This window comes from Trichlorobacter lovleyi (assembly GCF_015239775.1).
Taxonomy (GTDB): Bacteria; Desulfobacterota; Desulfuromonadia; order Geobacterales; family Pseudopelobacteraceae; genus Trichlorobacter; species Trichlorobacter lovleyi_B.
In genome coordinates, this window is sequence record NZ_CP058409.1 from 2,551,363 (window position 1) to 2,566,524 (window position 15,162).

The 15,162-nt window shown below is 58.8% G+C and carries 13 protein-coding genes; 6 read left to right on the forward strand and 7 right to left on the reverse strand.

What is annotated here, in order from left to right; genetic code table 11:
- Window positions 1-16 precede the first annotated feature (16 nt).
- From FY034_RS11780 to FY034_RS11790, 3 genes are all read right to left on the reverse strand, one after another.
- Window positions 17-880: a FecR family protein gene (locus FY034_RS11780; protein WP_265550766.1), complete on the reverse strand. Its 864-nt coding sequence runs from the start codon at window positions 878-880 to the stop codon at window positions 17-19.
- 12 nt (window positions 881-892) lie between these two features.
- On the reverse strand, window positions 893-2,368 hold the full coding sequence (locus FY034_RS11785; RefSeq protein WP_265550767.1) for a tetratricopeptide repeat protein: 1,476 nt from the start codon (window positions 2,366-2,368) through the stop codon (window positions 893-895).
- 345 nt (window positions 2,369-2,713) lie between these two features.
- On the reverse strand, window positions 2,714-4,360 hold the full coding sequence (locus FY034_RS11790) for a putative manganese-dependent inorganic diphosphatase (RefSeq protein WP_265550769.1): 1,647 nt from the start codon (window positions 4,358-4,360) through the stop codon (window positions 2,714-2,716).
- A gap of 88 nt (window positions 4,361-4,448) precedes the next feature.
- Between FY034_RS11790 and FY034_RS11795 the strand changes: the two genes are divergently transcribed.
- Window positions 4,449-5,270: a nitroreductase family protein gene (locus tag FY034_RS11795; protein ID WP_265550771.1), complete on the forward strand. Its 822-nt coding sequence runs from the start codon at window positions 4,449-4,451 to the stop codon at window positions 5,268-5,270.
- A gap of 84 nt (window positions 5,271-5,354) precedes the next feature.
- On the opposite strand, the gene FY034_RS11800 is transcribed toward FY034_RS11795, so the two are convergent.
- On the reverse strand, window positions 5,355-6,320 hold the full coding sequence (locus tag FY034_RS11800; protein WP_265550773.1) for an HD-GYP domain-containing protein: 966 nt from the start codon (window positions 6,318-6,320) through the stop codon (window positions 5,355-5,357).
- 127 nt (window positions 6,321-6,447) lie between these two features.
- On the opposite strand from FY034_RS11800, the gene FY034_RS11805 reads away from it, so the two are divergent.
- Entirely contained in the window at window positions 6,448-7,149 is a 702-nt protein-coding gene (locus tag FY034_RS11805) for a YkgJ family cysteine cluster protein (protein ID WP_265550775.1), read from the forward strand.
- 58 nt (window positions 7,150-7,207) lie between these two features.
- On the opposite strand, the gene FY034_RS11810 is transcribed toward FY034_RS11805, so the two are convergent.
- The 3 genes from FY034_RS11810 to FY034_RS11820 form a co-directional block, all read right to left on the reverse strand.
- Entirely contained in the window at window positions 7,208-7,408 is a 201-nt protein-coding gene (locus FY034_RS11810) for a cold-shock protein (RefSeq protein ID WP_012470672.1), read from the reverse strand.
- A gap of 184 nt (window positions 7,409-7,592) precedes the next feature.
- Complete coding sequence (locus tag FY034_RS11815; RefSeq protein WP_265550778.1) at window positions 7,593-9,146, reverse strand: AAA family ATPase; 1,554 nt, start codon at window positions 9,144-9,146, stop codon at window positions 7,593-7,595.
- A 116-nt stretch (window positions 9,147-9,262) separates the two neighbouring features.
- Window positions 9,263-10,660, reverse strand: a complete 1,398-nt coding sequence (locus FY034_RS11820) for an OFA family MFS transporter (RefSeq protein WP_265550780.1) — start codon at window positions 10,658-10,660, stop codon at window positions 9,263-9,265.
- 327 nt (window positions 10,661-10,987) lie between these two features.
- Between FY034_RS11820 and FY034_RS11825 the strand changes: the two genes are divergently transcribed.
- The 4 genes from FY034_RS11825 (at window position 10,988) to FY034_RS11840 (ending at window position 15,142) form a co-directional block, all read left to right on the forward strand.
- A complete protein-coding gene (locus FY034_RS11825; protein WP_265550781.1) occupies window positions 10,988-11,482 on the forward strand; it encodes a hypothetical protein in 495 nt (164 codons plus the stop codon).
- Complete coding sequence (locus FY034_RS11830; RefSeq protein WP_265550783.1) at window positions 11,479-12,168, forward strand: PilZ domain-containing protein; 690 nt, start codon at window positions 11,479-11,481, stop codon at window positions 12,166-12,168. Before FY034_RS11825 ends, FY034_RS11830 begins: the two co-directional genes overlap by 4 nt.
- Window positions 12,169-12,233: 65 nt before the next feature.
- Window positions 12,234-13,742: a Cache 3/Cache 2 fusion domain-containing protein gene (locus tag FY034_RS11835; RefSeq protein ID WP_265550785.1), complete on the forward strand. Its 1,509-nt coding sequence runs from the start codon at window positions 12,234-12,236 to the stop codon at window positions 13,740-13,742.
- Window positions 13,739-15,142, forward strand: a complete 1,404-nt coding sequence (locus tag FY034_RS11840; RefSeq protein ID WP_265550787.1) for a sigma-54-dependent transcriptional regulator — start codon at window positions 13,739-13,741, stop codon at window positions 15,140-15,142. Before FY034_RS11835 ends, FY034_RS11840 begins: the two co-directional genes overlap by 4 nt.
- Window positions 15,143-15,162: the final 20 nt, after the last annotated feature.

Here is a 15,162-nt window from a genome sequence, read left to right on the forward strand (position 1 = left end):
CTGAGCACCCCCCTTATTACTGCCATTTAGCCGTTACCGAGCCTGTCTGAGAAACCGCCGGCGGTGGAGGTGGCGGTGGAGGTGGCGGTGTCACCGTATCGGTGACAACCTGGGTAGCTGTCTTAACCAGCTGAGTGCTGAGGACCTCCGTCACGGGGACGGCGACCCCATCTCCGGTCAGTGAGGCGGCAGCCGTCACCCCCTGACCGCCGCTACCGGATTTCCCGGCAGCACTGCTCTTCATTTTTTTAAGGTCGCTATCCAGGGCAGGTCTGGGTGGTGACGGCTGGTTCCTGCCCAGCACCGTTGTAATTGTACCGGGGGTCAGGTTGACAATCTGACCGTCCATCAGGGTATTGTAGACGTACACATCCCCGGCTGTGACCAGCACGCTGGTCTGGGCCCTTTCATAGGCCACGGTATAATCGGTGCCCCGTACCCCGGCAATGGCGTTGGGGGTGCGGATCTCAAACCTCTTCGCACCGGGTGCGGCGCTGGGGATCTTTTTCAGGTCAACAATCGCCTGCAGCCTGCCCCTGACCAGTTTCACCTCACTGGAGTTGGGGCGTTTGGCGGAAAAATGCTCACCGATGTCAACCCGGCTGCGCTGGGCAATACGCAGCACCGTGCCGTCGTTGTAGACCACCTCGGCGCTGCCGCCGGTCTTGGTACGGATCAGGTCGCCGCTGGAGAGCCGGCTGCCGTTCTGACCGGCAACGGCCGGCAGCCTGCCATTACTGAGGATATCCACCCGGCCTGCCACCGCACGCAAGCTGGCAATGGCGGCAGCATGCAGATCAGCGGCACAGAAGAGGGAGACCAGCAGGACGATGCTCAACCAGAGCGCGCCATTCCGCAGCATGTTTCCGATATTCTTCATGGTATCCACTCCTTAAAAGCGCAGCTCAACGCCGGTTGTAATCACATTGCGCTGATAATCGTACAGATCAACATTTGAGAAGGCGCGTGTAAAATAATACTGCAGGTTCAGATAGAGATGTGTCGTCAGCTGCTGATTCAGGGTGGCCGAGGCGACAAGCGTCGTGTCACGGCGGCCGCTGCTGCTGTCCAGGTACTCCTGCCGGCACCCCTCTGCGGTCAGGATCAGCTTGGTACTGGTGCTGAGCGGCGCCAGCAGGTCAACCCCTGCCCGCGCCCCCCGGTTACGCCACTCATCGCCCGTGGTATTTTCATAGAAGCCCTCGCCCCGCAGGTTCACCAGACCGCGGCCATCGGCAAACAGGAAGATATAGCCTGCCTGCAGGTTGAAGATATTGGCGGTACGGTCATTGGCGGGAAGGCCGTTGTTCTGGAGCATATCCCGGTAGGTATACCCGAGGGAGAGCTGTGCCAGGTTACGGGAGTTGAATATCGCGGTCAGGGTGGGTTTGAACGAGACCTGAAATGAGTAATCCCGGTAGTCCAGCGTGGTGTGGCTCAGGTTGAGCGGCAGGGCCAGCAATCCGTTCTCACTGCGGTTGATCAGGCTGGTGGTCAGGCCATGCACCAGCATGCTGTAATCATGCAGCCTGATGTAGTTGTTGTTCTGCAGGGCATACTGGAGGTTGGCAGACCACTGGCCGTCCAACGGGGTATCGTATTCCAGTCGTAGATGTTCAGAAACAGCGCTGTCCCGCTGGTCACGGGTGTCGGATGACGCACCGGACTCCCTGGACTTGAGGGTGGCGTTGTCGTCGTACAGATAGCTGATACCGGCATAGATATTCCAGCGTTTATGGGGAGCGGCCGTACTGATCCGCTGGTCATACTCTGCGGCAAAATCTGCCGCCTCAGTACCGGGATAACGGGTCACGATCGCCTTCAGGCTGTCTCTGGCATCCTGGGTCTTGCCGGATTGGGCATAGGCCAGTGCAATCTGCAGGTCGATCTGCTGGTCGGTCTCAGCAAGACCGGTACGGGCACTCTGAAACGACGCAACCGCCTCATGGTAGCGTTTCTGCTTGGCCAGCAGAACCCCCTTCAGATAGGCAACATCCTTGGGCCTGACCTGTTCCTTTTCCGCCCACGCCACCCATTGCCAGGCATCAGACAGCTGCTCCAGGTTTATCAGCAGGGCCACCAGTTCCACTGCAGCGTCCTGTTCAGGCGGCTGTGCCTGCAGGGCCGCCTTGAGGCTGGCAACGGCCCCGGCCAGGTCGCCGGTCTGTTTCTGGCACAGGCCGGTGTAGTACCTGTTCAGCGCCGTCTCTCCCTCGGCCTGCCTGGCCGAGGTCAGCATCTGCAGCGCCTCTTCGTAATTCTCCTGGTTGTACTCGGCAATTGCCTGCTGGGTGGCCGACGGGGCAGCAGTTGCAACACCGCACGTCACAGACAGACACACGACCATCACGGCTGCAATACGTTTCATACTCCCCCCTCTGAACATGTAATCGAACCGCACGTTCTTCAGTTTCAGATACCACCCTTTATGAAAAATGCAAGTCAGGCCAATCAGTTTGGCGGGATCAGATCAAACCTTGTTTAGCCGGAGCAAACCGGGTGGAAGGGGTCTTCAGCGGGAGCGCTGTGTGCATGGGGTGATTCAACTGGCAAGGCGGCAGGGGCAATCATGAAGGGCTGCCGGGACAGCGCAGTGTCCCAAGGCAGCCCCCGGAAAAATCAAGGCAAGACACTATGGCTCAAGGCTGCTCCCGCATCAGAACCATCTTTTATGGGAGGAGAGAGCAACCGGACAGACCGGCATACCAAGAGCTTACAACGCCCCCAGCACCTTCAGCAGATGGGGCACCATCTGCTTCTTGCGGGACATGACCCCTTTCAGCTCATACAGGTGCGGTTCCACCTGGGGATAGCCCATCAGGTGGGCCAGCTCGTTCTTGCCCTCAGCCAGGAACAGGGTGGTCTCGCTGTAGATATCAGTCACCATCAAACCGGCCAGATCCAGTTTGTCAGCCTGCTTGACCTGACGTAATACGTCCCAGAGCAGCTCCTTCAGTTCATAGAACTCATCAAAGCCGACCACCTCCACCTGCCCGACCCCGAAAACCGTCTCACCGGCAGTAAACTCTTTAAAGTCGGCCCGCACCGCCTTTTCAAGGCTGGCATGGGCAGAGAATCCGCTGCAGGAGGCAAAGATATCCTTGCCAAAGCTGCTGTGTTCAAGCCCGGCCAGCGGCTCCAGCCAGGCCACCAGTTCACGGTCACGTTTGGTGGTGGTGGGGGATTTGAGGATGACGGTGTCGGACATGATCCCTGCCAGCAGCAGGGCGGCAATCCGCTGTTCCGGCTCCATGCCCCGCTCACGGTAGAGTGAGGCCACAATGGAGCAGGTACTGCCCACCGGGGCTGCCATGAAGGTAATCGGCTGGTTAGTGGCCGGATTACCCAGCTTGTGGTGGTCAATCACGGCCAGGATCTCCACCGCTTCGGCACCGGGCACGGCCTGGGTCAGCTCATTGTGATCCACCAGGATCAGGGCATAGGGCAGCGGGGTCAGCAGCGACGACTTGGTGGCCACCCCGGCGATGCTGCCATCCTCCTCCAGCGCGACCACGGCCGGTTCGCCGGAGTGCAGCAGTTTCAGCCGCAGATGTTCCACCGACTCCATCACCCCGATCCGCTCGAACTTCTGATCAACAAAACAGGCCAGCGGCGTGGAGAGCCGGGCCAGCGAGGCGGCGGTGGCGGTATCATGGGGGGTGGAGAAGACCGTTACACCACGTTCCTGCGCCAGGTCGATCAGATCCTCCCGCAGCGGCAGGCCGCCGGTGATCACCAGCAGCCGGACCCCTGATTCAATGGCCGACTGCTGGATCGAGGGACGGTCTCCGGTCATGATCAGCAGGCTGGCCGGGTCGTAGCCTTCGATCCGTTTGCTGAACGACTCTTCGGTCATGGCACCGATGAACAGGTGCAGGTGTTCCATCTGCTCCGACAGGCCACCGGACAGGACCGTTGCCTCAAGGCAGCGGCCAAGGGCCGCCAGGGTGCTGTCCACACCGCGCCGCCGGTCGGTGCCGGCCACCAGGTACTTCTCCGACAGCTTGAGCAGGGAGACCACCCCCTGGGGCCTGCACTCCTGATCAACCACCGGCAGGACCCGGATGGCATGGCGGTGAAACAGCTCAAGGGCGTCTTTCAGCGGCAGGTCCGTGGGTGCCGTGACCGGGCTGCGGTTGATCACATCCCGCACCTTGGGATGGACGTCGGCCAGGTAGGTGGGCGGATCAATCCCCAGCCGTTTCAGGATGTAGCTGGTCTGGGGATTGGGTTGTCCGGCCATGGCGGCACAGACGTTGCTGTGCCCCAGACTGCGGCGGAAGACGGCATAGGCGATGGCAGAGGCGATGGAGTCGGTATCCGGGTTACGGTGGCCGATCACGTAGATTTTTTCATGCATGGCAGGTTCTCCTGAGGTTGTATCAGCAGGCATGATATGCCAGAATGCATTTCTCTGCATCAGGAAATCAGCTTCATGTGAGGTTGTTATGCCGACATTGAAGGTCAACCAGGCCGACTGCAGCTGTTGCGGCGAATGTGCCGCCACCTGCCCGCTGCGGATCATCCGCCTGCCGGACGGCAACTTTCCCCGTTTTTGCGATGACGGTGCCGGGCGCTGCATCATCTGCGGCCACTGCGAGGCGGTCTGCCCCAGCGGTGCCATAGCGGTAGAGGATCCACGGCTTGATCCAGCCAGCTACCCTGGCCGGCAACCGACCATTCCCAAAGAACAGTTTGCCCGGCACCTGCGGATGCGGCGTTCCATCCGGCGCTTCAGCCCGGAACCGGTTGCACGGGAGACACTGCAGGAACTGCTGGATCTGATGCGCTACGCCCCCACCGGCATGAACTGCCAGGAAGTACAGTGGCTGGTGATCTACGACACCGCTGAACTGCGTCGGCTGTCCGGGCTGGTGGTGGACTGGATGCGTCACGTGGCAGGCCAGACTCCTGCTGGAGGACTGAAAATAAATTTTGAAGGAATGATCAAGTCCTGGGACAAGGGCAAAGACCCGATCAGCCGCAAGGCGCCGCACCTGGTGCTGACCCATGCCCATCAGGATCTTTCGCTGGGCAAGGTGGACGGGCTGATTGCCCTCTCCTACCTGGACCTGGCAGCTCCGGCCTATGGTATCGGCAGTTGCTGGGCCGGTTACTTCCAGTATGCCTGCGAAGGCTGGCAGCCGTTACGGGATGCCCTGGGGCTGCCTGAGGGACATCAGCCGATCTACGCCATGTTGCTGGGAAGACCGGCAGTCCGTTATCAGCGTCCCCCCAAACGGAACTACGGGCAGGTTATCTGGCGCTAGGACCGGGGCAGCAGCTGAATGCATCCTGTCTGCACCGGCATATGAACGGCCCGCCGGTTCCGCCGTGAGGTACCCGGAGCCCTGCTACAGGACCAGTTGCTGCGTCTCTTCAGTACAGGTTAGACCTTCCAGGATATCGAGCAGACGGGCATCAAAGGCATCCTTCATCTCCTGCCGCATGACCTGGATGGTCAGGTAGGGAGGTAACGCCTTGCCGCCGGTGCGATCAATGGTGAGGGTGCAGTAAACATCGCAGAGTCCCCCCACCTGGGCACTGCGGGAGATCTCCGTTCTTTTGAGCCCACGGGGGTAGCCGTTACCGTTCACCCGCTCATGGTGGTCCCGCACGATGGCCAGCGAGATCTCATTCAGGCGGGTATTTTCCTTGAGGTAGAGGTAGCCCTCTTCCGGGTGACGTTTGATGATGGCAATTTCATCCTCGGTCAGTTTGCCGGTCTTGTTCAGGATCTGTTGCGGGGTAAAGGTCTTGCCGAAGTCGTGCAGCAAGGTGCCAACACCGACATCCACCAATTCGTCATGGGCAAGGCTATAGGCCTCGGCATGCATCAGCACCGACAGGGCCGTCACCTGCAGGCTGTGCACAAAGGTGTAGTAATTATGGGTCATAACGGTCTCAAGGGAGGAAAGGGCATCGCGGTCGCTGGAAAGGTACAGCAGCAGGTTTTCCATCAGTTTCTTGCTGCGGTCGATATCGCCAACCTTTTTGGGGTTCTGGAAGATATCCCCCACAAAGTTAATTGAGGTCTGGTAGATGATCTTGCCCTTGGTCCTGCCGTCAAACTGATCGCTCTGCAGCAGGCGTTCGGCATTTTCCTCAAGGTACTTGGTGATGACCTCCATATCGCTTGGGCTGACATACAGAAAATCAATGCTGTTCGCCATCAACCGGACGGCATCCTGTTTTGAAAAGTTGCGGCCATGACTCTTGTAGAGCACATAATTGCCGCCGCTGCGCAGATAGAGTGCCACATCGGGAAAAAGGTCCGGCTCAATGCTCTCAACCCCTACCGGGACATAGTAGCCGTTCATGCTGTCCTCCTGAACTGGATTGATCCCACTATAGCGCAATTACTCACAAGGACAAGGGTTCCCGTTGCAAATTCCAGGGCGTCATCGTATCGTCCGGCCCAAAAGATCTGAAAGCAGAAGGTCCCGCATGCATACACTTATCCATGAAGTTCAGCAAAGACAGCTGTTTTTTGATCAACTCTGCGCCGCCTGGAGCAGTGAATACCGGCAGCGCGGCGGCAGTATCCACTGTGCCAAAGGCTGCGGCGGCTGCTGCTCGCTGGTGGTCAACTGCAGCTTTCCCGAGGCGCTGCGTGTCGCCGGGGCACTCACGGAACAGCATCACAACCGCTTGCGGGAGCGGATTGCTGCCATTCAAGAGACGGCAGAGCGAGCCAGCGACCTGAAGCAGTGGCTTGCCGCCTACCGCCGGTTACCGGAGGCCTGCCCGTTTCTGAACCGGTCAGCAGCCTGCAGCATCTACCCGGAGCGCCCCTTCTCCTGCCGTTCACTGCTTGCAACCATGCCGCCGGACTGGTGTGTAACCGACTTCAGCGGCCTCAGCAGCGAGGAAAAACACGCCTTCATGGCAGCGCTCGATCGCTCCAGTGTCGCCTTCCCGACCCACTATGCCGCAACACCGCAGGAGATCGGCCGGGAACTGGAGGAGGCCAGCCTGCGCCAAATGGAAACAGTTTACGGTTTTTCCATCACAGGGGCATTACCCTGGCTAGTCTGGCTGGAAACGGAATATCAACTGAGCAGAGTGCTTCCGGAGGGGCGTGAGACCGTGCAACGCTATCTGGCTGAGCGGCAACTGCTGAATCAGTTTCTGGTGGCGATACACTGAAAACAAAAAAGCCCCGGTCTGAGCGGGGCTTTTCAGCTTCATGTCACAACGAACCGGATTAAATGCGGGTTACGTTGGCAGCCTGCAGCCCTTTCGGACCCTTGACCACTTCAAATTCAACCGTATCGCCTTCAGCAAGGGACTTGAAACCGTTGCTGTTGATAGCGGAGAAGTGAACGAAAACGTCCTCGCCACCTTCCTGCTCCAGAAAACCAAACCCCTTGCTGTCATTGAACCACTTAACTCGACCTGTTGTCATACCCTACTTCTCCTTCTGTGTCCTGCTTGGTGTAATGCACCCATTATGGCGGGTGTTCGAAAACAGACAAAGGCCCCGGCAACTTCCAAAGTCACCAGGGCCGTAAACTTCGTAAGAGTCATTAGCGTAGCACAGAGTTTTGTGCAAGTGTGCCAAAAATATACGACTCCAAAATTAATTTTATTTAAAGCTGGCTATGTAATGCCTCCAGCAGCTGATCAACCATGGCCTCCGGCTGCCTGGTCGCATCCAACGGGACCAGCAATGCCTCATCCCCGTCCGGCAGTTCAAAACTGCCCATCTGCTGCTGATAGACCTGCCAGGTCCCGTCCGAGGCCGAGTCACCGCGGGCCTGCCGCTGCTCCAGCCGTTGTCTGACCACCGCTTCAGGACATTGCAGCTGCAGAATAACCGGCACCACCCCGGACTCAGCGGCCAGACGGACAAACCGTTCCCGGTCCGCGCGGACACGGAAGGTTGCATCAACAATCACGCCGGCACCGGAGCGCAACTGCTCCCGGGCAGCTTCAAACAGGCGATCATAGGTTGCCCGATTCCAGTCAGCACTGTAGATGGCACTGCCACGCTCCGTCGGGGCCACTCCGGCCAGACGCTTGCGCTCCAGGTCAGAGGAGAGGTGCCGCACCCCCAGCTGAAAGGCCAGTTCATCAGCCAGGGCCGATTTACCGCAACCGGTTAGACCACAGGTAAGCAACAGCAGCCGGGGAAACTGCTCACGCAGGACATATCCCCGTGCAAGCCGGAAAAAACGTTGTGCCCGAGCGCCTGCCGCCAGCTTTTCATCACTGGAGATCAGGGGGTCATCCAGACGGAAGCTTTCCACCTTGCCGCGGATAAAGGCCCGGTTGGCCAGGTAGAGCGGCAGCACCTGCTGCAGGGTGGTATCTCCGCTTGCAGCCTGATAGTGGCTGATAAAGCTGAGCGCCAGGTCTTGGCGGCCATGGTTGGCCAGATCCATGGCCAGGAAGGCCACATCTGCGGCGGTATCGCCGTAGCGGAATTTCTCGTTGAACTCAATGCAGTCAAAGATATGCACCTGACCGTCCAGGCAGATATTTTCAGCATGCAGGTCGCCATGGCATTCACGGACAAAGCCGTGCTGCAGCCGTTGTTGAAAGGACTCCCCACGCTGTTCAAGGCGTTGCAAGGCCCACTCCCCGATCAGAGCGTGGTCCCGCTCCGACAAGGTCCGGCCGCAATACGGCACGGTCTGACGCAGGTTTTCCAGCCAGTTGTTCCTGATCGCCTCAACCGTGCCGAACAGGGCGATCCCGTTGCCTTGGGCGGCAGCGGCATGAAAACCGGCCAGCTTTGCGGCGATATCCGCAATATCAGCCTCCGTGACGCTCCCCTGCTCCAGCAGGCGCGACAGCATCCGTTCTTCCGGCATTCTGCGCATCTTGACGGCATATTCCTCAGGGACTCCATCAGCCCGGAAGCTCAGCTGGCCGTCAGCAGCACGGGACAACGCAACCACCTCAAGGTAGATATCAGGAGACAGACGCCGGTTCAGACGCAGCTCTTCATGGCAAAAAAAGTGACGCTTTTCAAGGGTGGTAAAATCCAGGAAGCCGAAATCAACCGCTTTTTTGACCTTGTAGACGTACCGGTCGGTCAGGAAGAGATGGGAAATATGGGTCTGCAGATGCTGCACTGCCGTGGTGGGCTCGGGGTAGCTGGAGGGATTCAGCATATGATCGAGCATTAAACGATCCATACCAATCTCCTTGTCCTGGTCGAATGCAGTATACACCTGAAGCCGGCACGGCTCAAACAAAAGAAGCCCCGGACCAGGCGGGGCTTCTTTTGCAGACAGGTCAGGACAGGCGACTGTCAGGCCCTGGATTTCTCAATGGCGTCCCAGTTGCGGGGAGCGCGTACCTGAGGAGCTTCAAAGCCGAGGAACACTTTGAGTCCCAGAGAAAACTCGGCCCAGAACTCCTGCCAGCGTGAAGGCTCGGCCTCACCGGCAACGGCCTTCTTCTTGTCAGCCAGGAAGACACTCAAGGCAGCGCCGCAGAGCAGCAGTACACCGGCAGCAATAAAGGAGTTGTTGTTGCCGTTCGGCATGGCCTTGATCTTGTCAGCCGCCTGCACCAGGACAAAGCCGCCAAGGCCCCAGGCGGTAAAAAGGGCGCCATAGTTCAGGCCGTAGTTCTTGAGCCCCCAGTAATCCTTGGCAAAGGAGGGGAACAGGGCCAGGTTGGAACCATAGTTAAAAGCCATGAAGGTGGCAAGCAGCACCAGGGTGATCGGGTTGGGGTTTGCAATAATCGGTATGGCGGCAAACATCAGGATCGCCTGGAAGGTCAGCATGATAAACAGGGTGGCACGACGACCGACCCGATCTGACATCACCCCGGCAACAATCCGGCCGGCGGCATTACCCAGAGCAGCAACAGCGACCGCCACAAAGGCCATCTCGCCCATACTCTTCTTGGCCATGCCTGCCACACTGCCGATAACCATCAGGCCGGCACCGGCACCGATAAAGAAACAGGTCCAGAGCACATAGAACTTGGGGGAACGCAGCACCTCGCTGACCGTGGCGTTGGCCTCCTCCTTTTTCTTCTTTTCAGCATCCAGAGCAGGATAATAGCCACGCAGCACTTCACGGGGCACGTAGCCCTTGGGCGGGTTCACCAGCAGGAAGGAAAGACCGCAGACCACCACCAGGAAACCGATCCCCAGGATCAACATCGAGTTCTGGATACCGTAGGCATGCAGCAGAAACTTTGCCAGTGGCGCAATGTAGACCGGTGCCAGACCAAAACCGGCCACCACGATACCGGCCACCAGACCGGTCTTGGCCGATGAGAACCACTTAACCGCCGGTGGTGTGGCGGCAGAGTAGCCGAAGCCGAAACCGGCGCCGGCCAGGATGCCGAAACCGAGGACCCAGCCGATAAAACTGGTGGTGAAACCAAGCAGGACAAAACCGGCACCCACCAGCAGGCCGCCGATCAGGGCGGTCTTCGCCGGACCGATCTTGTCCTGGGCCTTACCGGCAATGATCATGGCAAAGGCAAAGGTCAGACAGCAGACCGCATAGGGGGTACCGACCGAGGTCATTTCCCATTGGAAGGCTCCGGGACCACCGGCCTTGATAGAGCCGACGATGGCCTCCTTAAAGATACTCCAGGCGTACAGCACCCCCAGGGCCAGGTTGATACCGGTACCGGCGATAACCACCTGCCAGCCCCTGCTCTTGTGTGGATTCTGATCAGACATGAACACCCTCCTCGTGGATGATATGATTCTTTGGAAGCGTTGCTTCGTTAACGCAACTGACGTGCCAAACCGCCCTATCTCACAAAAAGGTTTTTTTGCTTTTAATATCTGCCAGTTAAAGCGAGGGAGGCATCATACCGCCTTCGGTGCGCCACACCCCCTTTGCAGCAATGCAAACAGCGTTTCACGGCAAACCGGCAGGTAACCACCTGGAGACATTACATTTGCCATTTTGCAAAAGTCTATTTTTGCTTTACATTGATATCGCATTTATGCAACAAACAAAAATATCAAACGCGCTGTATACAGCGACAGGATAACGCCCTGATGAACAGACAAGAAAACAATGAGCATCGAACACTGTGTGCCCGTTGTGGAGGCCAATGCTGCCGCACCAGACCAGGCATTGAGGCGCCGGAACGCTTTCTGGCCCAGCCTGACCCGGCAGCTGCACTGGCCGCATTGCTGATACAAAATGAATGGGGGCTGGAAACACACTACGGGGTACCCTACACCCCCGGTGTCACCGCACCTGATCCGGACCGGATCATCAAATATCCGCGGCCTCTGACCATTGGCGAGCAGGACAACGACAACAAGGATCCCTCCCGTTCCGACGACTGCATCTACCTGACACCAACCGGCTGCAGCCTGACATTTGAAGCCCGCCCCCGCATGTGCCGGGAGCTGGTACCGGACAGCTGTTTTGAGTGTGAAAGCCCCTGGGGCCGGCGTGAGGCTGCCCTGGCCTGGCTTCCTCACCAGGATATGGTCCTGGCCGCCTCTGGGGCCCTGCCGGCGGGTGAAGGGAGCTGCCCATGAGTTCCCCCCTTGTCCTGCTGATTTCCCGCAGTGCAAGCCGCTCGCAGATCTACCGCGAGGCGCTTGACGCCCTGGGGATTTCCTGTCTGGCGATTTCCGAACTGAAAGAAGCGGTGGTGCTGGCATCCGGCACCCCCTTAAGCGGCATACTGCTGGATATGCCGGTGCTGATCAAGGCAACGCCGAGTGAGAAGCTGGCCAGTGAAGATATCTTCAAGGCGCTTCCCAGTGCCTACCTGAACATTGCGCCAGCCACCGACACCATCAAGCTCCTGACGGCAAACGGCATGCAGGGTGTTGCCAGAACGCTTGAGGAGTTTGCCGAACTCTGCAAGGGATTTGCCCCTCGCATGGTTCGCCCCAAAGATCGCTACCCGCTTCACCTGCAGGCCCTGCTGACCGCCGCCCCCGGCCAGGGCAGCCCGGAGCAGACCGTTACCCTGAACGTCTCATCCCAAGGCTGCTTTCTGTTCAGCAGCAGCCCTGATTATCAGCTCAATCAGCAGGTAGAGATTCAGTTTATCGACCTGGCGGATAAAGCCCCGATCAGGGCCACCATCTGCTGGCTGCGGCGCTGGGGTTCAGGCGAGCACCAGATACCGGGCATTGGTGTCAGCTTTGATGCCCTCAGCGAGGCACAGCGTTCCGAGATCACCCGACTGCTGGAACCGCTGCAACCGCACTGACTCCAAACCGTCAGATCACCCACAGACACACACCGGTGCCTATGCTGAGAACGGTAGTACATCATATGAAACTGCGCAGCAAACTGCTGCTGTTGGTGCTGCCGCTGGTCATCACCCCGATTATCGTGGTGGCGCTGGTGACCGGCTTTATTGCCAACCAGAAGGCCTATCTGGGCATCACCCAGACCAGCAAGGACGACCTGCAGCATATGGCTGATTTCACCATCGACCTGCTGCGTTCCTACGACAAGCAGTATCAGGACTACCGCCAGGAGATATCCGGCGACCTGGAAAACGAACTGGCATCCCAGGCCTTTGCGGCCCTGAAGGCCAAAATCAAGAACAAGCGGGTCGGCAAGACCGGCTACATCTACTGTATTGACCGCAGCGGCACCCTGAAGATCCACCCCGAGGCCGAGGGGCGCAACATCATTGATGCCAAGGATTCCGACGGCAATCCGTTCATCCGCGAGATGGTTGAAAACAAGAGCGGCTGGATCCGCTACCCCTGGGAGAACGTGGGCGACCAGAAACCGCGCATGAAAATAGTACGTTACGAATACTTCCCCACCTGGGACTGGATCGTGGCGGTCGGTTCCTACGAAGATGAGTTCTACAAGGAAGCCAATGCCATCAAGAGTCACATCTTCCTCAGTACACTTGTGCTGATCGGTGTAGTCGGTTTCCTGGCCACCCTGTTTGTCTTCTATGCCTCAACCGTGGCAACCAACCCGATCACCCATATGATTGAGACCATCCGCAAGGTCAAAAGGGGTGATATGCAGGCACGGATGGAGGTGGTCGGCAGTGACGAGCTGGCAGAGATGGCCACCGCCTTTAACCATATGACCAACATCATCCAGCGTAACCAGGAGATGGAAAGCACCCTGGCGCAGCAGGGCAAGATGGCCTCCCTGGGGGTGCTCTCCTCGGGGGTGGCCCATGAGATCAATAACCCGCTGGGGGTGATCCTGGGGTATGCAGCCTATCTGGAAGGGAAGCTCTCCCCCGATGACCCGCATTACAAGTACATCCATGAGATCAAGCGGGAAAGCAAACGCTGCAAGAAGATCGTACAGGACCTGCTCTCCTATGCCCGCACCCCGCGCCCTACACTTGAGATGACCGACCTGAACGAGCTGCTGACTGAGATTGTCGAATTTGCAGCCAACCACACCGACATGCGGGGGGTCACGATCAAGCCGGAGTTTGAGGCGAATCTGCCCAAGGTGCTGCTGGACGGGGATCAACTGCGCCAGGTGGCCATCAACCTGATCCTGAACGCCGGTGGTGCCATGCCTGAAGGCGGTACCCTGCAGGTCAGAACGGAAACCGGCCCGGAACGGACCATCAAAATCAGCTTCCGGGACACCGGCTGCGGCATCCCCCAAGAAAGCCTGGAAAAGATCTTTGAGCCGTTCTACACCACCAAGGCCCGCGGCACCGGACTGGGGCTGGCCATCACCCGTCAGATTGTAGAGATGCATCACGGCGATATCACGATTGAAAGCGAGACCGGCAAAGGGACCACCGTAACCGTGATACTGCCAATCGACCACGAGGAACTGGTATGACCGACAAACAGCGTATTCTGCTGATCGATAACGAGGAAGGCCTCTGCCGGATGATGGAGCAGGTGCTGTTGGACAGCGGCTATCTGGTGCGGGCCTACACCAGCCCGGTCAAGGCGATGGAAGAGTTCTCGGCCGCTGCCTGGGATCTGGTGATTACCGACATCAAGATGCCGGGGATGACCGGACTTGAGGTGCTGCAGCGGGTCAAGGAGAAGTGCCGTGACCTGCCGGTGATCATCATCACCGCCTATGCCACGGTGGAGATGTCAATCCAGGCCCTGCGCAAGGGGGCCTATGACATGCTGACCAAACCGTTTGAACCGGATGAACTGGTCTTCCGGGTCAAAAACGCCCTGCAGCAGGCCCAGCTGACTGAAGAAAACCGGGAACTGCGGCGTGAGATCGAAGAAAAGCTGCAGTTTGACAATATCATCGGCTCATCAGGGGCCCTGCGCAATGTGCTGGACAAGGTGGCCAAAGTGGCGGGCAGGGACACCTCGATCCTGATTACCGGCGAATCAGGCACCGGCAAGGAACTGATCGCCCAGGCGGTACATATCCACTCCAACCGCAAAGAAGGCAGGTTCATGGCGGTCAACTGCGGTGGGCTGCCGGAAAGCATCCTGGAAAGTGAGCTGTTCGGCTATCGCAAAGGCGCCTTTACCGGCGCCGCCGAAAACCGCCAGGGCCTGCTGGAGGCGGCGGATGGCGGCACCCTGTTTCTGGACGAGGTGGGCAACCTGCCGATGAACGTGCAGAAGACCCTCTTGCGCTTTCTGCAGGAAAAGGAGTTTCGCCGGGTGGGTGACACCAACTCCACCAGGGTGGATGTACGGATCATCTCGGCCACCAACGCCGACCTGAAGGAAGGGGTCCGGACCGGCACATTCCGGGAGGATCTCTACTACCGCCTGAATGTGGTCAACCTGCACCTCCCCCCCCTGCGGGACCGGATCGATGACATTCCGCTGCTGGCTGCCCATTTCATCCACCTGCAAAACCAGAAATTCGGCACGGCGGTCAAGGCGTTTGAGCGGGATGCCATGCAGATCCTCTGCACCTTTGAGTGGCCCGGCAATATCCGCCAGCTGCGTAACGTGATCGAGGCCTGCATGGCCATGGAGGCGAGCGACTATATCAGCCTGGACACCCTGGGACAGGTGATTGATCTGCCGGAGGGACGGATCATACCGGCAACGGTCCAGGCCGGGCCGGTGCTGTCCGATGACCTGCCGTTTACCGAGGCGCTGGAGCGGTTTGAACGGGACCTGTTGCGTGACCTCTTGAAAAAGCACGGCGGCGCCGTGGACAGTGCCGCCAAAGAGGCTGGTATGAATGTGGCCACGCTCTACCGCAAGATCAAGCGCTACGGCCTGAGAAAGGAAGAGTACGCCGACTAGAACAGCCGGGGTCGGCCCGC

Excerpts from the sequence above, each read along its gene's own strand:
- FY034_RS11780 (WP_265550766.1), bottom strand. The coding sequence starts at position 880 with ATGAAGAATATCGGAAACATGCTGCGGAATGGCGCGCTCTGGTTGAGC.
- FY034_RS11785 (WP_265550767.1), bottom strand. The coding sequence starts at position 2,368 with ATGAAACGTATTGCAGCCGTGATGGTCGTGTGTCTGTCTGTGACGTGC.
- FY034_RS11790 (WP_265550769.1), bottom strand. The coding sequence starts at position 4,360 with ATGCATGAAAAAATCTACGTGATCGGCCACCGTAACCCGGATACCGAC.
- FY034_RS11795 (WP_265550771.1), top strand. The coding sequence starts at position 4,449 with ATGCCGACATTGAAGGTCAACCAGGCCGACTGCAGCTGTTGCGGCGAA.
- FY034_RS11800 (WP_265550773.1), bottom strand. The coding sequence starts at position 6,320 with ATGAACGGCTACTATGTCCCGGTAGGGGTTGAGAGCATTGAGCCGGAC.
- FY034_RS11805 (WP_265550775.1), top strand. The coding sequence starts at position 6,448 with ATGCATACACTTATCCATGAAGTTCAGCAAAGACAGCTGTTTTTTGAT.
- FY034_RS11810 (WP_012470672.1), bottom strand. The coding sequence starts at position 7,408 with ATGACAACAGGTCGAGTTAAGTGGTTCAATGACAGCAAGGGGTTTGGT.
- FY034_RS11815 (WP_265550778.1), bottom strand. The coding sequence starts at position 9,146 with ATGGATCGTTTAATGCTCGATCATATGCTGAATCCCTCCAGCTACCCC.
- FY034_RS11820 (WP_265550780.1), bottom strand. The coding sequence starts at position 10,660 with ATGTCTGATCAGAATCCACACAAGAGCAGGGGCTGGCAGGTGGTTATC.
- FY034_RS11825 (WP_265550781.1), top strand. The coding sequence starts at position 10,988 with ATGAACAGACAAGAAAACAATGAGCATCGAACACTGTGTGCCCGTTGT.
- FY034_RS11830 (WP_265550783.1), top strand. The coding sequence starts at position 11,479 with ATGAGTTCCCCCCTTGTCCTGCTGATTTCCCGCAGTGCAAGCCGCTCG.
- FY034_RS11835 (WP_265550785.1), top strand. The coding sequence starts at position 12,234 with ATGAAACTGCGCAGCAAACTGCTGCTGTTGGTGCTGCCGCTGGTCATC.
- FY034_RS11840 (WP_265550787.1), top strand. The coding sequence starts at position 13,739 with ATGACCGACAAACAGCGTATTCTGCTGATCGATAACGAGGAAGGCCTC.